The organism is Thermoflexus sp., from assembly GCF_042408815.1.
GTDB lineage: Bacteria > Chloroflexota > Anaerolineae > Thermoflexales > Thermoflexaceae > Thermoflexus.
In genome coordinates this window covers 66,112-83,879 of sequence record NZ_JBHOQR010000014.1, presented here as the reverse complement: position 1 = coordinate 83,879, position 17,768 = coordinate 66,112, and the positions used below count along the sequence as shown (strand labels likewise).

Here is a 17,768-nt window from a genome sequence, read left to right as displayed (position 1 = left end):
CGCTGGGGAACCTAGCCAGTGGAAGGCGATCATCATGGGGGTGCTGCTACACCGATATACGCCGGGATGCGTTGCCGATCACTTCTGCAACAGCATGCAGCGCGCGATCGATATCGTTGTCGTCGATCCAGTAATGGGTCACCGCCCGGAAGCGCCGAGGACCCCACCGCAGGATCTGAACCCGATGGTCCGCCAGCGCGCCCAGGAATGCCTCATCCGCCAGCGGAAGACGGGGATCCAGCTCGAAGATCACGATGTTGGTTTGCACCCGATGGACCTCGAGCCGGATTCCGGGGATCTCCGCCAGCCCCTCGGCGAGCCAGCGGGCCCGCTGGTGGTCCTCGGCCAGCCGATCCACCATCGTTTCCAGGGCCACCAGCCCGGCGGCGGCCAGCACGCCGGCCTGTCGCATCCCTCCTCCGACCATTTTGCGGATCCGACGGGCTTCCCGGATGAACTCCCGGGGACCACAGATCAGGGAGCCCACAGGGGCGCATAACCCCTTGCTGAGGCAAAAGGTCACCGTGTCCGCATGGCGGGCCAGTTCCGCCGCTGGGACGCCCAGGGCGACGGCGGCGTTGAAGATCCGCGCGCCATCCACGTGCACTTTCAGGCCGTGGCAATCGGCCAGGGCGCGGACCCGGGCCATATATTCCGGCGGTAGCGCGGCGCCCATGCACCGGTTGTGGGTGTTCTCCAGGGCGATCAGCCGCGTGCGGGGATGATGCACATCCTCCGTCCGGATGGCTGCCTCGATGTCTTCCAGCCGCAGGGTGCCGTCGGGTTGGTTGGGGATCGGGCGGGGATGAATGCCCCCCAGGGCGGCCATTCCCCCGACCTCGGAGAGGAAGGTATGGGCCTGGTCGCCCACGATCACCTCATCTCCCCGGCCGCAGTGGGTGAGAAGGGACACCAGATTGGCCATGGTGCCGCTGGCCACCAAGAGAGCGGCCTCCTTCCCCATCCGTTCGGCGGCGGCTTCCTCCAGGCGCCGCACCGTGGGATCCTCCTCAAACACATCATCTCCCACCTCCGCCCGGGCCATGGCCTCCCGCATGGCCGGCGTGGGATGGGTGACCGTATCGCTGCGTAAATCGATCCACCCATTCAGCATCGCAGGACTCCGGGAAGGGATCATGCCATCTGGATGCGGAGGGCCGGGCAGCCCTCGAAGATGGCCTCCGGCCCCCAACCTCCTGAGCGCCTCTCCCCTGAACTCCTGCGCCAGGATCTCCGTTTCGACCTGCCACATGATTTCAGGGTCCCAGGCGGAATGCGGGCGGTTCCGATCGGGCCTGCAGGGATAACTCGATCTCCCGCATCGCGCCATCTTCCAGTGGTGGCCTGAACGCGCCCTCGATCCTCTCGAGTTGCTTATCCCACGGGCACAATCTCCTGTTCCCAGTTTATGGCGGAGGGCCTTCGCAGGGAAAGGGGGCTAATCGGGAGCAGAGGTGGCGGAAAGACGCAGCCGGCTCTTTCGGATCCATGGATAGCGATCGATGATGTGCTGGCGCATATAGCGCCCCTTCGAGTCCGCCCGTAGGAGCTCCTCGAAAATCTCCTGAGGAACCCCAAAATAGAGATACACGCCTTTGTTGAAGGCGACCTCCAGGATGCCCCGCTCCGCGTCGTAACGAACCGCGCTGATCATACTGGAATCTACGCCGATCCATCCCGCGGGAGAACCCCTCACCTCCGGGGAGAGCCCCAGGGCCTCCAGAATCGGACGCCATTTCCGCAGTGGGGCGATCGTGAGCCTCCCTTCCTCCCCCCGGATCTCCATTCGGATGGATCCCTCAGGCATTCCCTTCCAGCACAAGTGCAGGGCATCGGTTTCCGGATCGTATTCCACCCATCCCCAGGTGGCCATCAAACCCTCCTGCCTTTTCACGGATGAGCTCTACGGTTGGTCCCTTTCGAGGGCTGGCTTGGCCGTTTTTCTTGAAAGCGCTCACACACCCCTGGCCCCGCGTCGCACCTTCTCCTGCACTTCTTGGTAAAAATCCACCACCCGGCGGGCGATCTCATTCCAGTCATACTGTTGGGCCCGACGGCGGCCCGCTTCCCCCATCGATGCGCGAAGGGCGGGATCCCGCAGCACCTGTAAGAGGGCATTCGCCAGCGCATCCGGATCCTCCGGGGGAACTAAGAAGCCCTGGACGCCGTTTTCGACCACCTCGTTGTAGCCCGGGATATCGGTGGCCACAACCGGGACGCCGGCAGCCATTGCCTCCAGGAGCACGATGCCGAAGCTCTCCATGCCGATGGAGGGCGCGCAGAACACCGTGGCCGCCCGATAATAACGGGGCAGCTCCTCATCGGGGATATAGCCGATGAAGCGGACGTTGCGCAGACGCAGGGCCCAGGCCTGGGCGACGTAAGGGGCCTTCTCCGCCCGTCCGAAGGCGCCCACCACCAGCAGGCGGGCCTCCGGGCATCGGGCCTGCACCCGGGCGAAGGCCTCCAGGAGATACCGCAGCCCCTTGCGCCGCTCCAGCCGACCTACGAAGAGGATGGTCGGACGGCCGTCCGCGAATGGTTCCGGGGGGCGGAGCGCCGGATCTGCAAAGCGCGCATAATCAATCCCATTCGGGATCACCACATAGTCCGCTGGGAAGTAGCGCATATGGTATTGCCGGGCGGCCTCGGAGACAGCGATGCATCCATCCAGCCGTTTGAAAAACCGTCGCAGCAGCGGCTTCCCGTAGTAATAGGTCCGGCTGACCTCCCGATAAGCATGGAAAGTGCCCACCGCGATGGCCTGCGGCACCAGATCTCGGTGCCTCAACACGGCGAGAGGGAGCGCCGGGGTCAGGGGTTCGTGGAGGTGAAGCACATCGTAGGCGCCGGATTGAAGGATCGCTTTGATCCGGCGGTAGAGGCGTGGGGAGAGGGTGATCCGGGCGATGGAGCCGGCGAAAGGAAAAGCAATCACGGAGGCCGAGGCGTTGATGAATCCGTCCCCACTGATTCGCCCGTCCGAGGCGGGGGCAATGATATAAGCTTCATGGCCCAGGCGCTGCAGGCTCTGGGCCAGATGGGCGATGTGATTGTTCACCCCGCCGGGCACCGCGAAATCGTAAGGGGATACGAGGGCGATGCGCATCGGTGAGAAGCCCTCGCCGAACCACCGTTAAGGTTTTGAGGCTCGGAAGTTAGACCCCTGGCCTTCTCCCGAAATGGGAACGCCACTGCTCATGAGCGCCGGGAGGCGATCCCCCAGATCGGCGTGGTCAGCACCCATTGGTCTGGGACCTCCTGAAGGACCTGGGCGAAGATTTCCAGGACCTGAGCGACCAGCTTCTCCCGGTCCTGCTCGGACTTCCCGGCTGGGTGAAGAGGGGGCCAGATCTGTAGGCGAACACCCGCTCCCTCCCGCCGGGCGAAGGCGGGGAGCACCGGAACTCCCCGGCGGATGGCCAGCTCGGCGTATCCGTCGGGCAACCACGCGGGTTCCCCTAAAAAAGAATACACCCGACCGCTCCCTGTGGTATCCCGATCCATCGCCAGCGCGATGATCCCGCCCTGCTGCAGGGTTCGGAATACTACCCGCAGCGCTCCATTGGCGGGGATCAGTCGGAGTCCATGGGCGCTGCGCAGGCGGCAGAGATACCGGAACATGGCCGGAGGACGCACAGGCTCTGCAACCGCCAGGGCTGGGAGCCCGCTGGCCCCCAGGAATTGCAGGCCCCATTCCACGTGGCCGTAATGGGCGCTGACAGCGATCGCTCCCTTTCCGGCTTTCTGGATCTCTTCCAGGTATTCCCACCCTTCGATCTGGATGTGGGGAAACCATTGGGAGGGATGGCGGCGAGGGGCTTGAAAGAGGTCCACATAATTTTGCCAGAGCAGCCGGAAGGCCTTCTGGGCCGCCTGGTGGGCCGTGGGATCCTCCGGCGAAACCCTCAGGACATGGGCCAGGTTGTCTCGCAGCCCGGCGGCGGAGGGAAGGAGGGGATACCAGAAGTCCGCTAGGCGGAGCGCCAGATCATGAGCGGTTCGGGGCGGCAGCATCAGGGCCGCCGCCCCGAGACCCCGGAAAAGCCCATAAACGATCCAGGCGAGGGCTTCAGACCCCACGTCCGGCAATGAAATCCTCCACCATTTGCCGCGCGATGTGATCCGGGAATTGTCGGGGCGGTGACTTCATAAAGTAGGCAGAGGGGCCGATCAGGGCGCCCTTCAGCCCCCGGTCCAGGGCGATCTTCGCACAGCGCACCGCATCGATCACCACCCCGGCCGAATTCGGGCTATCCCACACCTCCAGCTTCGCCTCCAGATGGATCGGCGCACCGCCGAAAGTGGTCCCCTCGATTCGAATGTAGCACCATTTGCGGTCCTGGAGCCAGGGCACGTAGTCGCTGGGGCCGATGTGGATGTTCTCCGGCGGCAGCTCGTAAGGGATCAGGCTGGTCACCGCGCTGGTCTTGGAGATCTTCTTGGATTCCAGGCGCTCCCGCTCAAGCATGTTCAGGAAATCGGTGTTCCCCCCGAAGTTCAGCTGATAGGTCCGCTCGACCTTCACGCCCCGCTCAATGAATAACTGCATGAGCACCCGGTGCAGGATAGTGGCGCCCACCTGGGATTTCACATCGTCCCCGATGACGGGGAGGCCGGCCTCCTCGAACCGGTGCTGCCAGTAGGGCTCGCGGGCGATGAAGACCGGGATCCCGTTCACGAAGGCGCAGCCGGCATCCAGTACCTGTTCCACATACCATTTGGTGGCCTCTTCGCTGCCCACAGGGAGGAAATTCACCACCACATCAGTGCCCGTATCTCTCAGGATCCGCACGATGTTGTCCGTAGGGCCGGGGGCCTTGCGGATGATGCCTGAGAGATAACGGCCGATCCCATCATGGGTCATGCCTCGGTAAACTTTCACCCCCAGCTTCGGGACGTCGGCGAACTTCAGGGTGTTGTTGGGCGGGGTGAAGATGGCCTCGGCCAGGTCCTTGCCGACCTTGTTTACGTCGATATCAAAGGCGGCCGTGAACTCGATGTCCCGCACGTGATAGGGGCCCAGCCGTATGTGCATCAGGCCAGGGACCACGGTGTCGTCGGGCACATCGCGGTAATACCATACCCCCTGCACCAGGGCGGAAGCGCAGTTCCCCACGCCGATGATGGCGACACGAACTTTACGATCGGCCACGGTTGAACCTCCTGTTCGAATGGTTTTTCTTTCCCTCCGGGACCTCGCAGATCGCAGGAGGGGGGATGCCGATCCCTCCTTGCCCTCCATGCCCGATGGCGCCAGCCTGGCTTATCCCCTGGGTGGTTCGGGCTTTGCTTCATTATATGGTGGCCTGCCCCGTTCCGCGGGTCGCCGGTCATCCTGATCCCTGGCGGGGCTTTTGCCCCCTCTCCCTGCGGCCCTTCAGGCTATGGGGATCCAGAGGGAGGATGAACCTGATCTCATCGACTGGAATGCGAGCATCGGCGGCGCGGATGGTTAAGGTCGGATCCTGCGGATCGCCCAGCGGATCCAGGAGACGCCTACACATTGAAGGGCCAGTCCATAGATCCCGGCGCCGAGCAGAACGGCCAGCAACAGCCCGGGCCACCCGTGATCGGTCGCCCACGGCACCATCGGCCCCAGGGCCAGGCTCATAGCCAGCGTGGCCACGCCAGCCCGCCCCACCGTCCGCCCCCACTGCGCGGCGTCCAGTCCCTCTAAGCGTCGGGCCAGCAACCCCAGCAGGAGGATCCCTTCCAAGGTGGTCGCCACCGTGTTGGCGAGGGCGACCCCGCCGTGACCCAGGGGTCCGATCCAGGCCAGGCTAAGGACGATGTTCAGCGCCATCGTGCCCACCCCCACCCCTACCGGAGTCCGGGTGTCATGGAGTGCATAGAATGCCCGGGCCAGCAACTCCACACCGGCGTGGGCCGGCAGACCCATCGCATAAAACTGGAGGGCCTGGGCGGTCCATTCCGTGGAGGTCCCGCTGAAGGCCCCCCGCTGGAAGAGGACCGCAATCAGGGGCCGGCGCAGCAGGATCATCCCCGCGGCGATCGGGAAGGTGATCCCCAGCAGGACCGCGAGGGTCTCCCCCAGGGTCCGGCGTAGCGCTCCGCGCTCTTCCCGGGCGGCCAGCGTGGAAAGGGTGGGGAAGGCGGCGGTGGCCATCGCCTGCGCCAGCACGATCTGAGGTTGCAACATGAGCTGCCAGGCGAGATTCAGAGCCGCCAGATATCCAGGGCCTAGGCCGGAGACCAGATGGGTGTTGACCAGGAAGTTGACCTGCACCGCGGCCAGGCCCAGCATCCGGGGGATCATCAGGGTGATCACCTCCCGGACATCCGGGTCGCGCCATCCCAGGCGAGGATGGTAGCGTCCATGAACCTGCCACCAGCCTGGCGCCTGGATGAGGAGGTGAAAAAAAGCTCCCAGGACAACCCCCCAGGCCAGTCCGTGCACGCCTCCCCGGGGCGCCAGAAACAGGACTCCCGTAATGATCCCCAGGTTATACATAATGGGGGCAAGGGCGGTCCAGAGGAACCGCTGATGGGCCTGGAGGATTCCCATCACGATCCCGCTGATGCCAAACACGGTGGGTGTAATCAGCATAATCCGCATCAGGGAAGCAGTGAGCTGTTGCTGGAGGAGGGGAACCTGGGGGGCCAGAAGAAGCTTCACCAGCCAGGGAGCGGCCAGGCTGGCCAGTATGGAGGATCCTCCCACCCCGAGGGCCACCGTGGTCACAACCGCGCTGGCGAGCCGCCAGGCGGGTGTTTCCTCCCCTCGAGCCAGATGCGTGGCGAAGACCGGCAGGAAGGCGGAGATGAGCGCGCCCCCGGCCATTAATGTGAACAACAGGTCAGGGATCCGAAAAGCAGCCCAATACGCATCCAGCTCCGGACTGGTGCCGAAAGTCCCGTAGATCAGGATCTGGCGAAGCAGGCCGAGCAGGCCGTTGACCAGATACGCGGCCATCAACAAGGTGGCGGCTTGGGCGATCGTGCGAAGCGGGCTCACCGATGCCTTTCCCCCGGCTTGCGGCGGGCATTCGGGGGGATGGGACGGGCCGTGAAGCCCCTCATCCCGCCTCCGAACGGTTTTACCCGGGATGGCTGCCCGCGGAGCGTTCCAGCCAGATGGTGACCGGTCCGTCATTGTGGATCTCCACCAGCATATGGGCCCCGAAAACGCCCGTCTGGACTGGGATGCCTTCCGCCCGCAGGGACTCGGCGAAGCGTTCGATGAGAGGCCGGGCGTGCTCGGGCGGGGCGGCATGGATCAAGCTGGGGCGCCGCCCTTCATAAGGATCCGCGTACAGCGTGAACTGAGAGACGACCAGGGCTTCTCCCCCCATCTCTTTTAATGAGCGGTTCATCTTTCCGGCTTCGTCCTCGAAGATCCGAAGGTGGGCTACTTTCTTCGCCAGCCAGTCCGCCTCCACCGGGGTGTCCGTATGGGTAACCCCTACCAACAACACCACCCCGGGTCCGATGCGGGCCACAGTTTCTCCCCCCACGTGAACGGCCCCATAGCGAACCCGCTGAATCAGGACGCGCATCGTGTCCTTCTCTCCGGCTAACGTCGTCCGAAGGGAAAGGCCCCTACGCTGGCCAGGGCGATCAGGATCAGAGCCAGGGAAAGGGTGTAAGCGATCAGCATCCCGCGGGCGCGGATCGGATTCTCTCGCTCCCGGAAGGCGGCCGCAGCGTGGGCAGCCCCGGCCGCCAGCAGGCCCCAGACCGGATGGATCACCTGAATCGGGATCAGCGGCCCGCCCCCGAGACGCTGGGCCAACCAGAGCAGAATTCCCAGAGCGACTTGGATGTCTAGGATCACTGGATAAAAACGAATGAATGGCTTCCACCGAGCAGCAGGCTCAACCCCCCGAGCTTCCTGAATTAATCCATAGAGCGCGCCCAGGACAGCCAGAAGAACAGCCCAGCGCCAAAGGCTGTGAAGGATAAGCAGCCCGCTCATGGCAATCCCTCCAGGATTCACCGGATCCTTGCTCTCTTCTTTCATCGCCTCTCTGAAACCTTTCTTCCATCCCGGATAAACAAGGGAGGAGGGACCTCTTCGGCTGTCCCTCCCCCTGTATCCCCTCCATGGGGACATCCTTTCCCATCGGCTTACATCACCTCGACGGTCATCTCCTCGTGGACAATCTCCGCGAAGCGATCCAGATCCAGGATATTCAAACGCATCTGCTCGGGACCTTCCCCCTCATCCGGGGGATCCAGGATGATATCCGCCACGTCCTCCAGCAGAGCCCGTTTGGTGGCAATCCCCAGACGCCCGCGCAGCTGTTCTGGCGTGAGCTCCGGATAGTAGGCGGCCAGGGTGTCGAAATCGATAGCCGCCACTGCCAGATCTTCCAGGAAAAGCTGCTTGGCGATGACATCGGCCGCGTAGCGCTCCAGCGGGTTGGTCCGCCGGCGTCCCCGGCGTCCTTTCTGGAGAGATTCTTCAGCCATTGCGGTTTTCCTCACGGGGAATCCTGCTACCGAGTATATGCGATCCAAGTCGGTCCGACAAATTCACCCCTCGGCACACCGGATCCTCCTCCCTGCCCACAGTCTGGAGGATGCAAGGGCGTCCAGGATACCCTCTTCCCACATCTTGCTCCCCACCCCAAACCTCGCCGACCCCTCTTGACAGATCCTATGGACCCCCATAAAATAAAAGCGCTTTACAAAAGCGCTTCATCAACCAACGTCCCGTGTTGGGAGTCAGTGGACGGTTGGATGATCCTCGGCGAGTGCGAAGGCGGGTGTTCCGGCCGGGAGTCTCCTGCAGGCGGGGAAGGGCATGCCCACGATTTATGACATCGCGCGGGAAGCGGGCGTTTCCATCACCACGGTCTCCAACATCCTGAACAATAAGGGCCGGTTCAAGCCGGAGACTGTGGCGCGGGTGTTAGAGGCAGTCGAACGCCTCAAATACCGCCCGAATTTCGCCGCCAAGAGCCTGGCGGCCCGTCGGACGAACACGGTGGCCCTTTCCGCCCTGCTCACCCCAGAGTCCTTCGATCCCCTGAACCTCCAGTATTTTGGCGCCATTGCCCAGGCCGTTAGCCGCTCTGGCTTTAATTTCCTCCTTCAGATCAGTCACGATCGGGAATCCTTCGAGCGTTTTGCCGCCACCGGGATCTGCGATGGCTGGCTGCTGATGATGGTCCGCCGTCAGGATGAGCGCATCGCCCTCCTGAAAGAGCTGGACGTTCCTTTCGTCTCGATCGGGCGGCCTGATGAGATAGAAGGAGTGGATATAGTGGATACGGATTTTGCCCAGACGGCGCGGCTGGCACTGGAGCATTTGCTTGCCCTGGGGCACCGGCGGATCGCCTATCTGGCAGAGCCGCTGGAGTTCGGCTATTCCGCGATTCGTCTGCAGGCGTATCTGGCTTATCTCAAGGAATATGGCCTGGAGAGGAACACTGCCTTGGTGGTGGAGACCGATGGGACCGAGGCCGGGACGGTGCGGGCGTTGGAGGCGCTCTGGTCCAAAGGGCATGCCATCACGGCAATCATCACCCATGATATCCCGGCGCTCACGGTGCTGCGCGCCCTGAAGGAGTGGGGCCTGCGCATCCCGGAGGATGTCTCGGTGATCGGGTGTTCGGATTCCCCGCTGGCGGCGTTGGCGGATCCCCCGCTGACCACGATCAACCTCTATGTGGAGCGGATCGCTGAGGCGGCGGCGGAGGCCCTGGCCCGCCGGCTGCAGGAGCCGGAGGCCCCCCCCATCCAGGTTCTGATCCCTGCCCGACTGGTGGTGCGGGGCTCTACCGGTCCCGCCCGCCCCTGAATCACTTTCCAGGAGGGAGCCATGAGAACCCAGAACCGATGGCCTCGATGGGGGGTGATCCTGGCGCTGCTGGTCGCGGCCCTTGCGGTCCCGACCCCTTGGCGGGCCCGGGCGGCCACCCACGACAACAACGTGGAATGGTACGGACTGGGGCACAACAGCCGCGACCCCTTCTACCGCAACCCGACCATGGCGGTGCCTACCGGCCAGGCGGTCCGGCTGCGGCTGCGGGTCTACCGTTACGATATCACCGGGGCCACCGTCCGGGTGTGGAACAGCGCTGCCGGCCGCGAGGAGCTTTACCCCATGTCCTGGGTCACCAACGATGCCACCTATGATTACTGGGAGGCGACGATCCCCGCCCAGAGCACCCCCACTGTCCTCTGGTATCACTTCCGTATCTATGATGGGAGCGCGGTGGCCTACTACGCCGACGACGGAGCCCGAGACGGGGGCTGGGGCGCAGCCTACGGCAGCGAGTCCGACGCCCAGGCCAACGACTACAACATTACCGTCTACGATCCCAACTTCGCTACCCCTGATTGGCTGAAGAACGCGGTGATCTACCAAATCTTCCCCGACCGCTTCTACAACGGCAACACGGCCAACGATCCTACCTCCAGTGAGAAGGTCTACGGCGACAGTGTCCTTTTCCACACCAACTGGTTTGACCTGCCCGAGAACCCGCCCCGGGGCCGGGACTTCTACGGGGGGGATCTCCAGGGAGTGCGGGCCAAGCTGGGGGTCCTCCAGGATCTGGGGGTGACGGCGATCTACCTGAACCCCATCTTCCAGGCCCCTTCGAACCACAAATACGACACGGTGGACCATAAGCGGATCGATCCCCATTTCGGGGATCTCATTGGGTTCCAGAACCTGGCTGCCTCGGCCCACAACTGGGGTATCCGCCTGATCCTGGACGGGGTTTTCAACCATACCAGCGTGGCCCATCCCTTCTTCCAGGACGTGGTGGCCCGGGGCTCGTCCTCCCCCTATTGGTCCTGGTATACGGTTTACCGCTATCCCATTCGCTGGTTCGACGACATCAACCGCAACCACCTCTGGGACGCGGGTGAGCCCCAGGTGAACTGGGACAGCCCCCTGCAAGGCATCCTGGGGTCGCCCGATTATGCCAGCTGGTGGGGCTTCGCCACGCTGCCGGAGTGGACGGAGATCCAGGCGGTGCGAGATTACGTCTACAACAGCTCGGATTCGGTGGCCCGCTACTGGCTGAGCCAGGGGGCCGACGGCTGGCGGCTGGACGTAGCCGATGAGGTGAGCCATAGCTTCTGGCAGGGATTCCGGGCGGCGGTGAAGGCGACCAAGGCCGACGCCGCGGTGATCGGAGAGGTGTGGGGGGATGCCAGCGAATACCTCACCGGGCGCGAGATGGACAGCGTGATGAACTATCGTCTGAAGTTTGCCCTCACCGACTTCATCGCCAAGCGCACCATCTCACCCAGTGCCTTCCACAACCGCCTGCTGGCCATCCAGGAGGACTACCCACCCCAAGCCTGGTATGCGCTGATGAACTTGCTGGATTCCCACGACACGGCGCGTTTCCTTTACGATGCCGGCGGGGACAAGAGCCGGTTGCGGCTGGCTTATCTTTTCTTGATGACCTATCCAGGCGCGCCCACGATCTACTATGGAGACGAGGTCGGCCTGACGGGGGCCAACGATCCGGACAACCGGCGCACCTATCCCTGGGGGCAAGAGGACAACGCTTTGCGGGCCGATGTGAAGCGGCTGATCCGCATCCGTTCCGTCTATGCCGCTCTGCGCACAGGGAACATTGCCCACGGGGTGCCCCTTGATGACGCCAACGGGGTATACGGCTACCGGCGCTGGAACAGCACTCACAAGCTGATGGTGGCCTTGAACAACAGCAGCTCGGCCCGCACTCTCAGCCTCCCTGCATCGGGCTATCTGAGCGACGGAACCCGTGTCACCGACCTATGGAACGGCGGGCAGTATGTCGTCTCCGGTGGCGCGGTGGCTGTGCCTGTCCCTGCCACGGGAGGGACCATCCTGGTGGCCGGCACGACCAATGACGTCCAGGTGACCTTCACGGTGCAGGGATTCGTGACCGCCTACGGACAGAACATCTTTGTAGTGGGCAACACCCCCGAGCTGGGGTTCTGGGATCCGGCAAAGGCCCGGCCGCTCTCCTGGGTCAATTCGAACACCTGGTCCGGGACGGTCTACTTCACGGACTATAGCAAGTGCGCGGCGATCGAATACAAATACATCGTCAAGAACCCTGACGGCTCGGTGATCTGGGAGGGCGGATCCAATCACGTGCGCACGTTGCCTTGCTCCGGCTCGACGTCCTTCATCGATACCTGGCAATGGTAAAGGCGAGTCCGGCGGAGCACGCTTCAGGCGGCGCCTGCAGGTGCCCCTGTGGCAGAGGATTCCCTATATCTTGTTAAGGAGGTGGAAGATGGTTCCGCGGCGTCTCTATGTGGTGATGGCGGCCCTCGTCCTGGCGGGCCTGCTGTTGTCAGCGTGCGGGCCGGCGGCCACACCGGCGGCCGCACCCAGCCCCACGGCGGCGCCGGCGCCCACCGGGCAGCCGACCCAAGCGCCGTCCCCCACCCCCACTGCCGCCCCGAAGGTGAAGATCACCTTCTGGGAGCAGGAGAATGAGGAGGTGGACGCCTTCCTGGACCAGCTGGTGGCTGATTTTATGAAAGCCCACCCCAACATCACCGTGGAGCGGGTGCACTATGAGAACGAGCAGCTGCGCGACCAGTTCCAGGCAGCCGGGCTGGCCGGCTCCGCCCCTGAGCTGGTCCGCGTGCCTAATGACTTCGCCGGCCCCTTCAGCGCCCTGGGCATCATCGCCAAGGCCACCGAGGTCTTCGATCAGGCCTTCCTGGACCAGTTCATCCCCGAGGCTCTCAATGCTACCCGAGTGAAGGGGGAGATCTGGGGAGTCCCTGACAACTACGGCAACCACTTGATGCTGCTCTACAATAAGGACTTGGTGAAGGAGCCCCCGAAGGATACAGATGAGTTGATCAAGCTGGCCCAGCAGCTCACCCGAGGTGACGTCCAGGGCTTCGCCTACAACCTGAACGAGCCTTTCTGGTTGGCCCCCTGGCTGGGCGCCTTTGGGGCGTGGCCCCTGGATGAGAATGACAAGCCGGCCTTCAACAACGAGGGCACGGTGAAGGCGTTGCAGTTCGTCCAGGACTTGAAGTTTAAGCATAAGGTGGTGCCGCAGGAGTGCGATTACAACTGCGCCGACACCCTCTTTAAGGAGGGCAAGGCGGCGATGATCATCAATGGCGACTGGTCCCTGGGCGGCTACGCTCAGGCCCTGGGCGACAAGCTGGGGGTGGCTCCTATCCCGAAGGTCACCGCCACCGGGAAGTATCCCACCCCGATGACCGGCGGGAAATACTGGATGGTCTCCAAGGCCGTCCTCAAGGACCCCGCCAAGCTGGAGGCGGTGCGGACCTTCGTGGCCTACATGACCTCGGCCGATGTTCAGAAGAAGTGGATCGAGCAGTTCAAGCGGCTGCCCTCTCTGAAAGCCCTGAAGGACGACCCAACCATCCAGAAGGATCCCATCCTGAAGGGCTCCTTCGAGCAGCTGCTGCTGGGCCGGCCTATGCCTGCGGCCCCGGAGATGCGCTGCGCCTGGGATGCCATGCGGCCGAACCTGGAGGGGGTGATGGCAGGCAAGCTCCAGCCAGCCGACGCCGCCAAGGCGATGCAGGAGGCCGCCGAGAAGTGTGTGGCCGAGCTGGGGAAGAAATAACATCGAAGTAAGCCAGCAGGGGGCGAGGAGCAACGGCTCCTCGCCCCCTGTGTTCGATGGGAGCCGCAAGCGGCCGCTTTCAGGAGGTGATGGATGGGTGCTCTCACCCCGGAGTTGATGGCTCGATCCCTTAGCCAAGTCTTGGGTTTTCTGGCGGGGCTCACCCTCGGGGTGGCTCTGCTGGAAGGCTACGTTTACTTGCTTTTCTTCCGGCGGCCTCGCTCCCTCCCCGCCGCAGTGTTTGCCCGGGGAGTCCAGCTGCTGCTGGCCGGGCTGATCCTTTTAGTAACCCTTCGATTCTTGGAGCGGGTGGGGTTGATCGCCGACCTGATCGCCGCCCTCCGGCTTTCTCCCTGGGTGACCCTGCCGGAGCGGATATGGGCCACCTGGTCCGCGCTCGCACCGATGCCGTGGCGCTTGCTCGCTCCCTTCCTGGCGATCCTCGGATTGGAGGCAGCGATCTATGGGACCGGGGAGCCCCGCCCCTCCCGCCTGGGTCTGGCCTACGTGCTCATCCTCCCTGCCCTCCTCGGGGTGAGCTTTCTGATCATCATCCCCTTCCTCTTTGAGGTGCGTCTGGCCTTCTCGAACATGGCGATGTATACCGCTCAGGACCCCGAGTTCGGGCTGCGTTACGGCATGGAGAACTTCGTCAAGGTTTTCACGGGCCCCATCGCCAAAGACGCCACGTTCTTCGAGGTGTTTGGGCGGACGGTGCTGTGGACCTTCCTCAACGTGTCCCTCCACGTGACGGGGGGGCTGGTCCTGGCCCTGCTGCTCAACCGACCGATGCGTCTGCGCGGCCTCTACCGGGCCCTCCTCATCCTGCCCTGGGCCGTCCCCTCGACCATCACCGCCATGGCATGGCGCAATGAGTTTGACTACCGCTACGGCGTTTTCAACATCCTGCTGCGCAACGCCCAGGAACTGTTCCAAGATCTGGCCGCCCGCACGGCTTCCGTCCCCCTTGTCTTCGATCTCTTCGATACCCTTGCTCAGGCCATTCACCCGGTCCCCTGGCGCCAGGATCCCACTTGGGCGTTCATCTCGGTGGTGATGACGAATGTGTGGCTGGGGATCCCCTTCATGATGGTGGTGATCCTGGGCGGGCTGCAGGGGATCTCCCAGGAATACTATGAAGCGGCGGAGATCGACGGGGCCAGCAAGTGGCAGCAGTTCCGCCATATCACGCTACCGCTGCTGCGGCCGGTCCTGGTGCCGGCAACCATTCTGGGGACCATCTGGACCTTCAACCGCTTTGAGGTGATCTACCTGGTCACTCAAGGGGGACCACAGGAGAAGACGGACATCCTGGTTTCCTCTCTTTATAAGGCGGTCTTCCAGTTCTATCGCTATGGATTCGGTGCTGCCTTCGCCTTGGTACTCTTCTTCATCTTGCTGGCCTGGGCGGTGATCTACCTACGGGTGACCAAGGGCATGCAGGGGGTTTACGAATGAAGCGCGAAGGGATGTTCCCCTCGATCGCTGTGGAGGCACCAGCGGCGCCGGCTCGCGCGGCGGCCCGCCCTCGGCTGCGAGCTTTTCTCCGTCGGCCCCGGGGCGACAGCCCCCTGAGGCGCTTCTTCATCCACTTGGCACTGTGGATGGCTTGTGGGATCGCTGTTTATCCCGTCCTCCGGGTAGTGACCATCTCGCTGCGCCCGGCCAATCGCCTGCTCACCACAAGCCTGGCCATCATCCCCGAGGACGCCACCCTGGCCAATTATCTGGAGCTGCTGGTGGGACGGCCAGGGCGGCCGACGGAGTTCTATCTCTGGATCTGGAACAGCCTGATCATCACCGCTACCACCGCCACAGTGGGCCTGCTACTGGCAGCCACGGCGGCCTATGCTTTCTCCCGCTTCACCTTCCCCGGGCGAGGGGCAGGGTTGATCTTCCTCTTGAGCACCCAGATGTTCCCGGCGACGATGCTATTGCTCCCTCTGTTCATCATGCTCGCCCGCCTGAGCCTTATCGACTCCTACCTTGGCCTGATCATTGCCTACTCCGTCACTGCCGTGCCCTTCAGCATCTGGATGCTCAAAGGCTACTACGACACCATCCCACGGGATCTGGAGGAGGCGGCGATGATCGACGGAGCCTCCCGTCTGGGCGTCCTGTGGCACATCATCCGCCCCCTCTCCACCCCTGCCCTGGCTGTGGCCTTCCTGTTTAACTTCATGACCAGCTGGAACGAATACATCGTCGCCCGCATCATCATCCATCAGCGGTCGATGTATACCTGGCCCCTGGGGTTGTGGACCTTCGCGGAGCAATACACAGTGCTGTGGGGGAAGTTCGCCGCCGCCTCTATCCTGGTGGCGGTGCCGGTGACCCTGCTTTTCCTTTATTCCTCCCGCTGGCTGGTCTCAGGCCTCACCCTTGGAGCCACGAAGGGCTGATCCCTCTCCCACCCGGAGGCTGAAATGAGCCGCTCCCTATCTGCCCGACGTGCGGTCATGCTCGCCATGGCGTTCTTGCTTGGGGCCGCGATCTTCTCGGGGATCTGGCGAGTAGAGGGGTGGGGGGGTGAGCCAGACCCGGCGCCGACGAACAATATCTCAGAGGCCTCGCTGCTGCTACGCCGCTATATCAACTTCTTGCCACTCGTGGCCCGGTTCTCAACGCCTTAGATCCACCACCCCGGGGCTTTCCAATGGGCTTCCCAAAGAAGAGGCACTTCATGCTTCTTTTCGGGCTGGTGGCCCTCGCCTGCCAGCCTGTGCCGCGGCCCTCCGCCGTCTCCCCTACCCCTTTCCCGAGCCCGACGGCGACAGCCACACCCGAACCGAGTTGGTTTCGGAACGCCGTGCTGTATCTCATCTTCGTCCGCTCCTTCGCGGATCACAACGGGGATGGCATCGGGGACCTCCGGGGGATCATCGACCGGCTGGATTATCTGCAGGAGTTGGGGGTCACCGCTATCTGGCTAATGCCTATCCACCCTTCCCCCTCCGATCATGGCTATGATGTTATGGACTACTTCGCCGTCCGTCCGGAATACGGGACGCTCGAGGACTTGAGGGCCCTCGTCGAGGCGGCCCATGCCCGGAGGATGCGGGTGCTTCTGGATTTCGTCTCCTCGCATCTCTCCAGCCAGCATCCCTTCTTCCGCGACGCTCTCGGCCATCCGGACTCCTCTTACAGCGATTGGTTCCTCTGGCTCAACGAAGCCCACACTCGGTATCTCAGCTTCGATGGCGTAACCAGCATGCCGCGATTCAACCACCGTAACCCTGAGGTGGTGCGCTATCTCACCCGCGTTGCCCGCTTCTGGCTGGAGCAAGGCGTGGACGGCCTGCGGGTGGACAACGCCACCTTCCCGCCTAAGGCCTTCTTCGTGGAGCTGCGGGCCACAGTCCGGGCTGCCCGCCCAGATGCCCTGCTTCTGGGGGAGGTCTGGGAGCGGAAGGTCCCCACCCTGAGCGAGTATTTTGAGGTTTTCGATGCCCTTTTCGATTTCCCCCTCTACCACGCGCTAATGGGAAGCCCGGACCGCAACGGCGATGGTGTGCTGGCCGGCCAAGGCCATCCGGCCCTCCTCTCCGCCCTCTTCGAAGAGGAGGCCGCGCGCTTCCCGCCCACGGGGATGGCGGTCCGCTTCCTCTCCAACCACGATACCAACCGGCTGGCCAACGAGCTGGCAGGGGATCCGGATCGCCTGCGGCTGGCAGCCGCTTTGTGGAGCGCCCTGCCAGGGCCGCTCCAGCTTTACTACGGGGAGGAGATCGGCATGCGGGGACAGAAGGGCGGCCCGCCAGCGTGGGATAACTACCGTCGAGAGCCGATGGAGTGGTATGCCGCGGGAGAGGGACCCGGGCAGACCACCTGGTTCCGCCCGCCCGATCGCTGGAACCGCCCGAACGATGGGATCTCCGTGGAAGAAGAGGAGAAGGACCCTGCCTCGTTGCTCAACACCTACCGGCGGTTCCTCCGCCTGCGGGCGGCAACGCCGGCACTGCGGGAAGGGGATTTCACGCTGCTGCCCCTGGAGGCGCCCGCGCCAGGGCCGTGGGGGTTTATACGACGGGCCGGGGATCAAGCCGTGGTGGCCCTTTTCAACTTCGCCCGGGAGCCTCGACCGGCCACCATCCCCGCCTTCCCCTTCACGGCCCCCACGCTGCGGGATCTGTGGAGCGGGCAGATCTTCCCCAGCGCCCAGGCCGGCCAGCCTTACACCGTGACACTGCCGGGCGCGAGCGCTATGCTCCTGGCTGCCCCGTAGGC

16 protein-coding genes are annotated in these 17,768 nt (G+C 63.7%); 7 read left to right on the top strand and 9 right to left on the bottom strand.

The genetic code is table 11. From position 1 onward, the window contains the following. Positions 1-46: 46 nt before the first annotated feature. From ltaE to ACFMO3_RS04935, 9 genes are all read right to left on the bottom strand, one after another. Complete coding sequence (gene ltaE, locus ACFMO3_RS04975) at positions 47-1,114, bottom strand: low-specificity L-threonine aldolase (RefSeq protein ID WP_376789331.1); 1,068 nt, start codon at positions 1,112-1,114, stop codon at positions 47-49. A 324-nt stretch (positions 1,115-1,438) separates the two neighbouring features. Next, positions 1,439-1,873, bottom strand: a complete 435-nt coding sequence (locus ACFMO3_RS04970) for a KTSC domain-containing protein (RefSeq protein ID WP_376789330.1) — start codon at positions 1,871-1,873, stop codon at positions 1,439-1,441. Between the two features lie 81 nt (positions 1,874-1,954). After that, complete coding sequence (locus ACFMO3_RS04965; protein WP_376789329.1) at positions 1,955-3,109, bottom strand: glycosyltransferase family 4 protein; 1,155 nt, start codon at positions 3,107-3,109, stop codon at positions 1,955-1,957. 89 nt (positions 3,110-3,198) lie between these two features. After that, positions 3,199-4,083 carry a lysophospholipid acyltransferase family protein gene (locus tag ACFMO3_RS04960; protein WP_376789401.1) on the bottom strand — a complete coding sequence of 295 codons (885 nt, stop codon included), beginning with the start codon at positions 4,081-4,083 and terminating at the stop codon, positions 3,199-3,201. Beyond that, positions 4,073-5,155: an inositol-3-phosphate synthase gene (locus tag ACFMO3_RS04955; RefSeq protein ID WP_376789328.1), complete on the bottom strand. Its 1,083-nt coding sequence runs from the start codon at positions 5,153-5,155 to the stop codon at positions 4,073-4,075. Before ACFMO3_RS04955 ends, ACFMO3_RS04960 begins: the two co-directional genes overlap by 11 nt. 300 nt (positions 5,156-5,455) lie before the next feature. Further along, on the bottom strand, positions 5,456-6,979 hold the full coding sequence (gene murJ, locus ACFMO3_RS04950) for a murein biosynthesis integral membrane protein MurJ (RefSeq protein WP_376789327.1): 1,524 nt from the start codon (positions 6,977-6,979) through the stop codon (positions 5,456-5,458). An 82-nt stretch (positions 6,980-7,061) separates the two neighbouring features. Further along, positions 7,062-7,520 (bottom strand): D-aminoacyl-tRNA deacylase, encoded by a 459-nt coding sequence (gene dtd, locus ACFMO3_RS04945; RefSeq protein ID WP_376789326.1) that lies wholly within the window; start codon positions 7,518-7,520, stop codon positions 7,062-7,064. 17 nt (positions 7,521-7,537) lie between these two features. Continuing rightward, positions 7,538-7,939, bottom strand: a complete 402-nt coding sequence (locus tag ACFMO3_RS04940; protein ID WP_376789325.1) for a hypothetical protein — start codon at positions 7,937-7,939, stop codon at positions 7,538-7,540. Between the two features lie 152 nt (positions 7,940-8,091). After that, a complete protein-coding gene (locus ACFMO3_RS04935) occupies positions 8,092-8,436 on the bottom strand; it encodes a hypothetical protein (protein WP_376789324.1) in 345 nt (114 codons plus the stop codon). Positions 8,437-8,770: 334 nt separating this feature from the next. Between ACFMO3_RS04935 and ACFMO3_RS04930 the strand changes: the two genes are divergently transcribed. The 7 genes from ACFMO3_RS04930 to ACFMO3_RS04900 all read left to right on the top strand — a co-directional run bounded on the left by ACFMO3_RS04930 (position 8,771) and on the right by ACFMO3_RS04900 (position 17,766). Further along, positions 8,771-9,769 (top strand): LacI family DNA-binding transcriptional regulator, encoded by a 999-nt coding sequence (locus tag ACFMO3_RS04930; protein WP_376789323.1) that lies wholly within the window; start codon positions 8,771-8,773, stop codon positions 9,767-9,769. A 21-nt stretch (positions 9,770-9,790) separates the two neighbouring features. Further along, positions 9,791-12,127, top strand: a complete 2,337-nt coding sequence (locus tag ACFMO3_RS04925) for an alpha amylase N-terminal ig-like domain-containing protein (RefSeq protein ID WP_376789322.1) — start codon at positions 9,791-9,793, stop codon at positions 12,125-12,127. Positions 12,128-12,215: 88 nt separating this feature from the next. Beyond that, entirely contained in the window at positions 12,216-13,541 is a 1,326-nt protein-coding gene (locus ACFMO3_RS04920; protein ID WP_376789321.1) for an extracellular solute-binding protein, read from the top strand. A gap of 93 nt (positions 13,542-13,634) precedes the next feature. Continuing rightward, positions 13,635-14,999, top strand: a complete 1,365-nt coding sequence (locus ACFMO3_RS04915; protein WP_376789320.1) for a carbohydrate ABC transporter permease — start codon at positions 13,635-13,637, stop codon at positions 14,997-14,999. Continuing rightward, positions 14,996-15,943 carry a sugar ABC transporter permease gene (locus ACFMO3_RS04910; RefSeq protein WP_376789319.1) on the top strand — a complete coding sequence of 316 codons (948 nt, stop codon included), beginning with the start codon at positions 14,996-14,998 and terminating at the stop codon, positions 15,941-15,943. Before ACFMO3_RS04915 ends, ACFMO3_RS04910 begins: the two co-directional genes overlap by 4 nt. A 24-nt stretch (positions 15,944-15,967) precedes the next feature. Further along, positions 15,968-16,174 (top strand): hypothetical protein, encoded by a 207-nt coding sequence (locus ACFMO3_RS04905; RefSeq protein ID WP_376789318.1) that lies wholly within the window; start codon positions 15,968-15,970, stop codon positions 16,172-16,174. 50 nt (positions 16,175-16,224) lie between these two features. Next, complete coding sequence (locus ACFMO3_RS04900; RefSeq protein WP_376789317.1) at positions 16,225-17,766, top strand: alpha-amylase family glycosyl hydrolase; 1,542 nt, start codon at positions 16,225-16,227, stop codon at positions 17,764-17,766. The last annotated feature ends 2 nt before the right edge of the window (positions 17,767-17,768 follow it).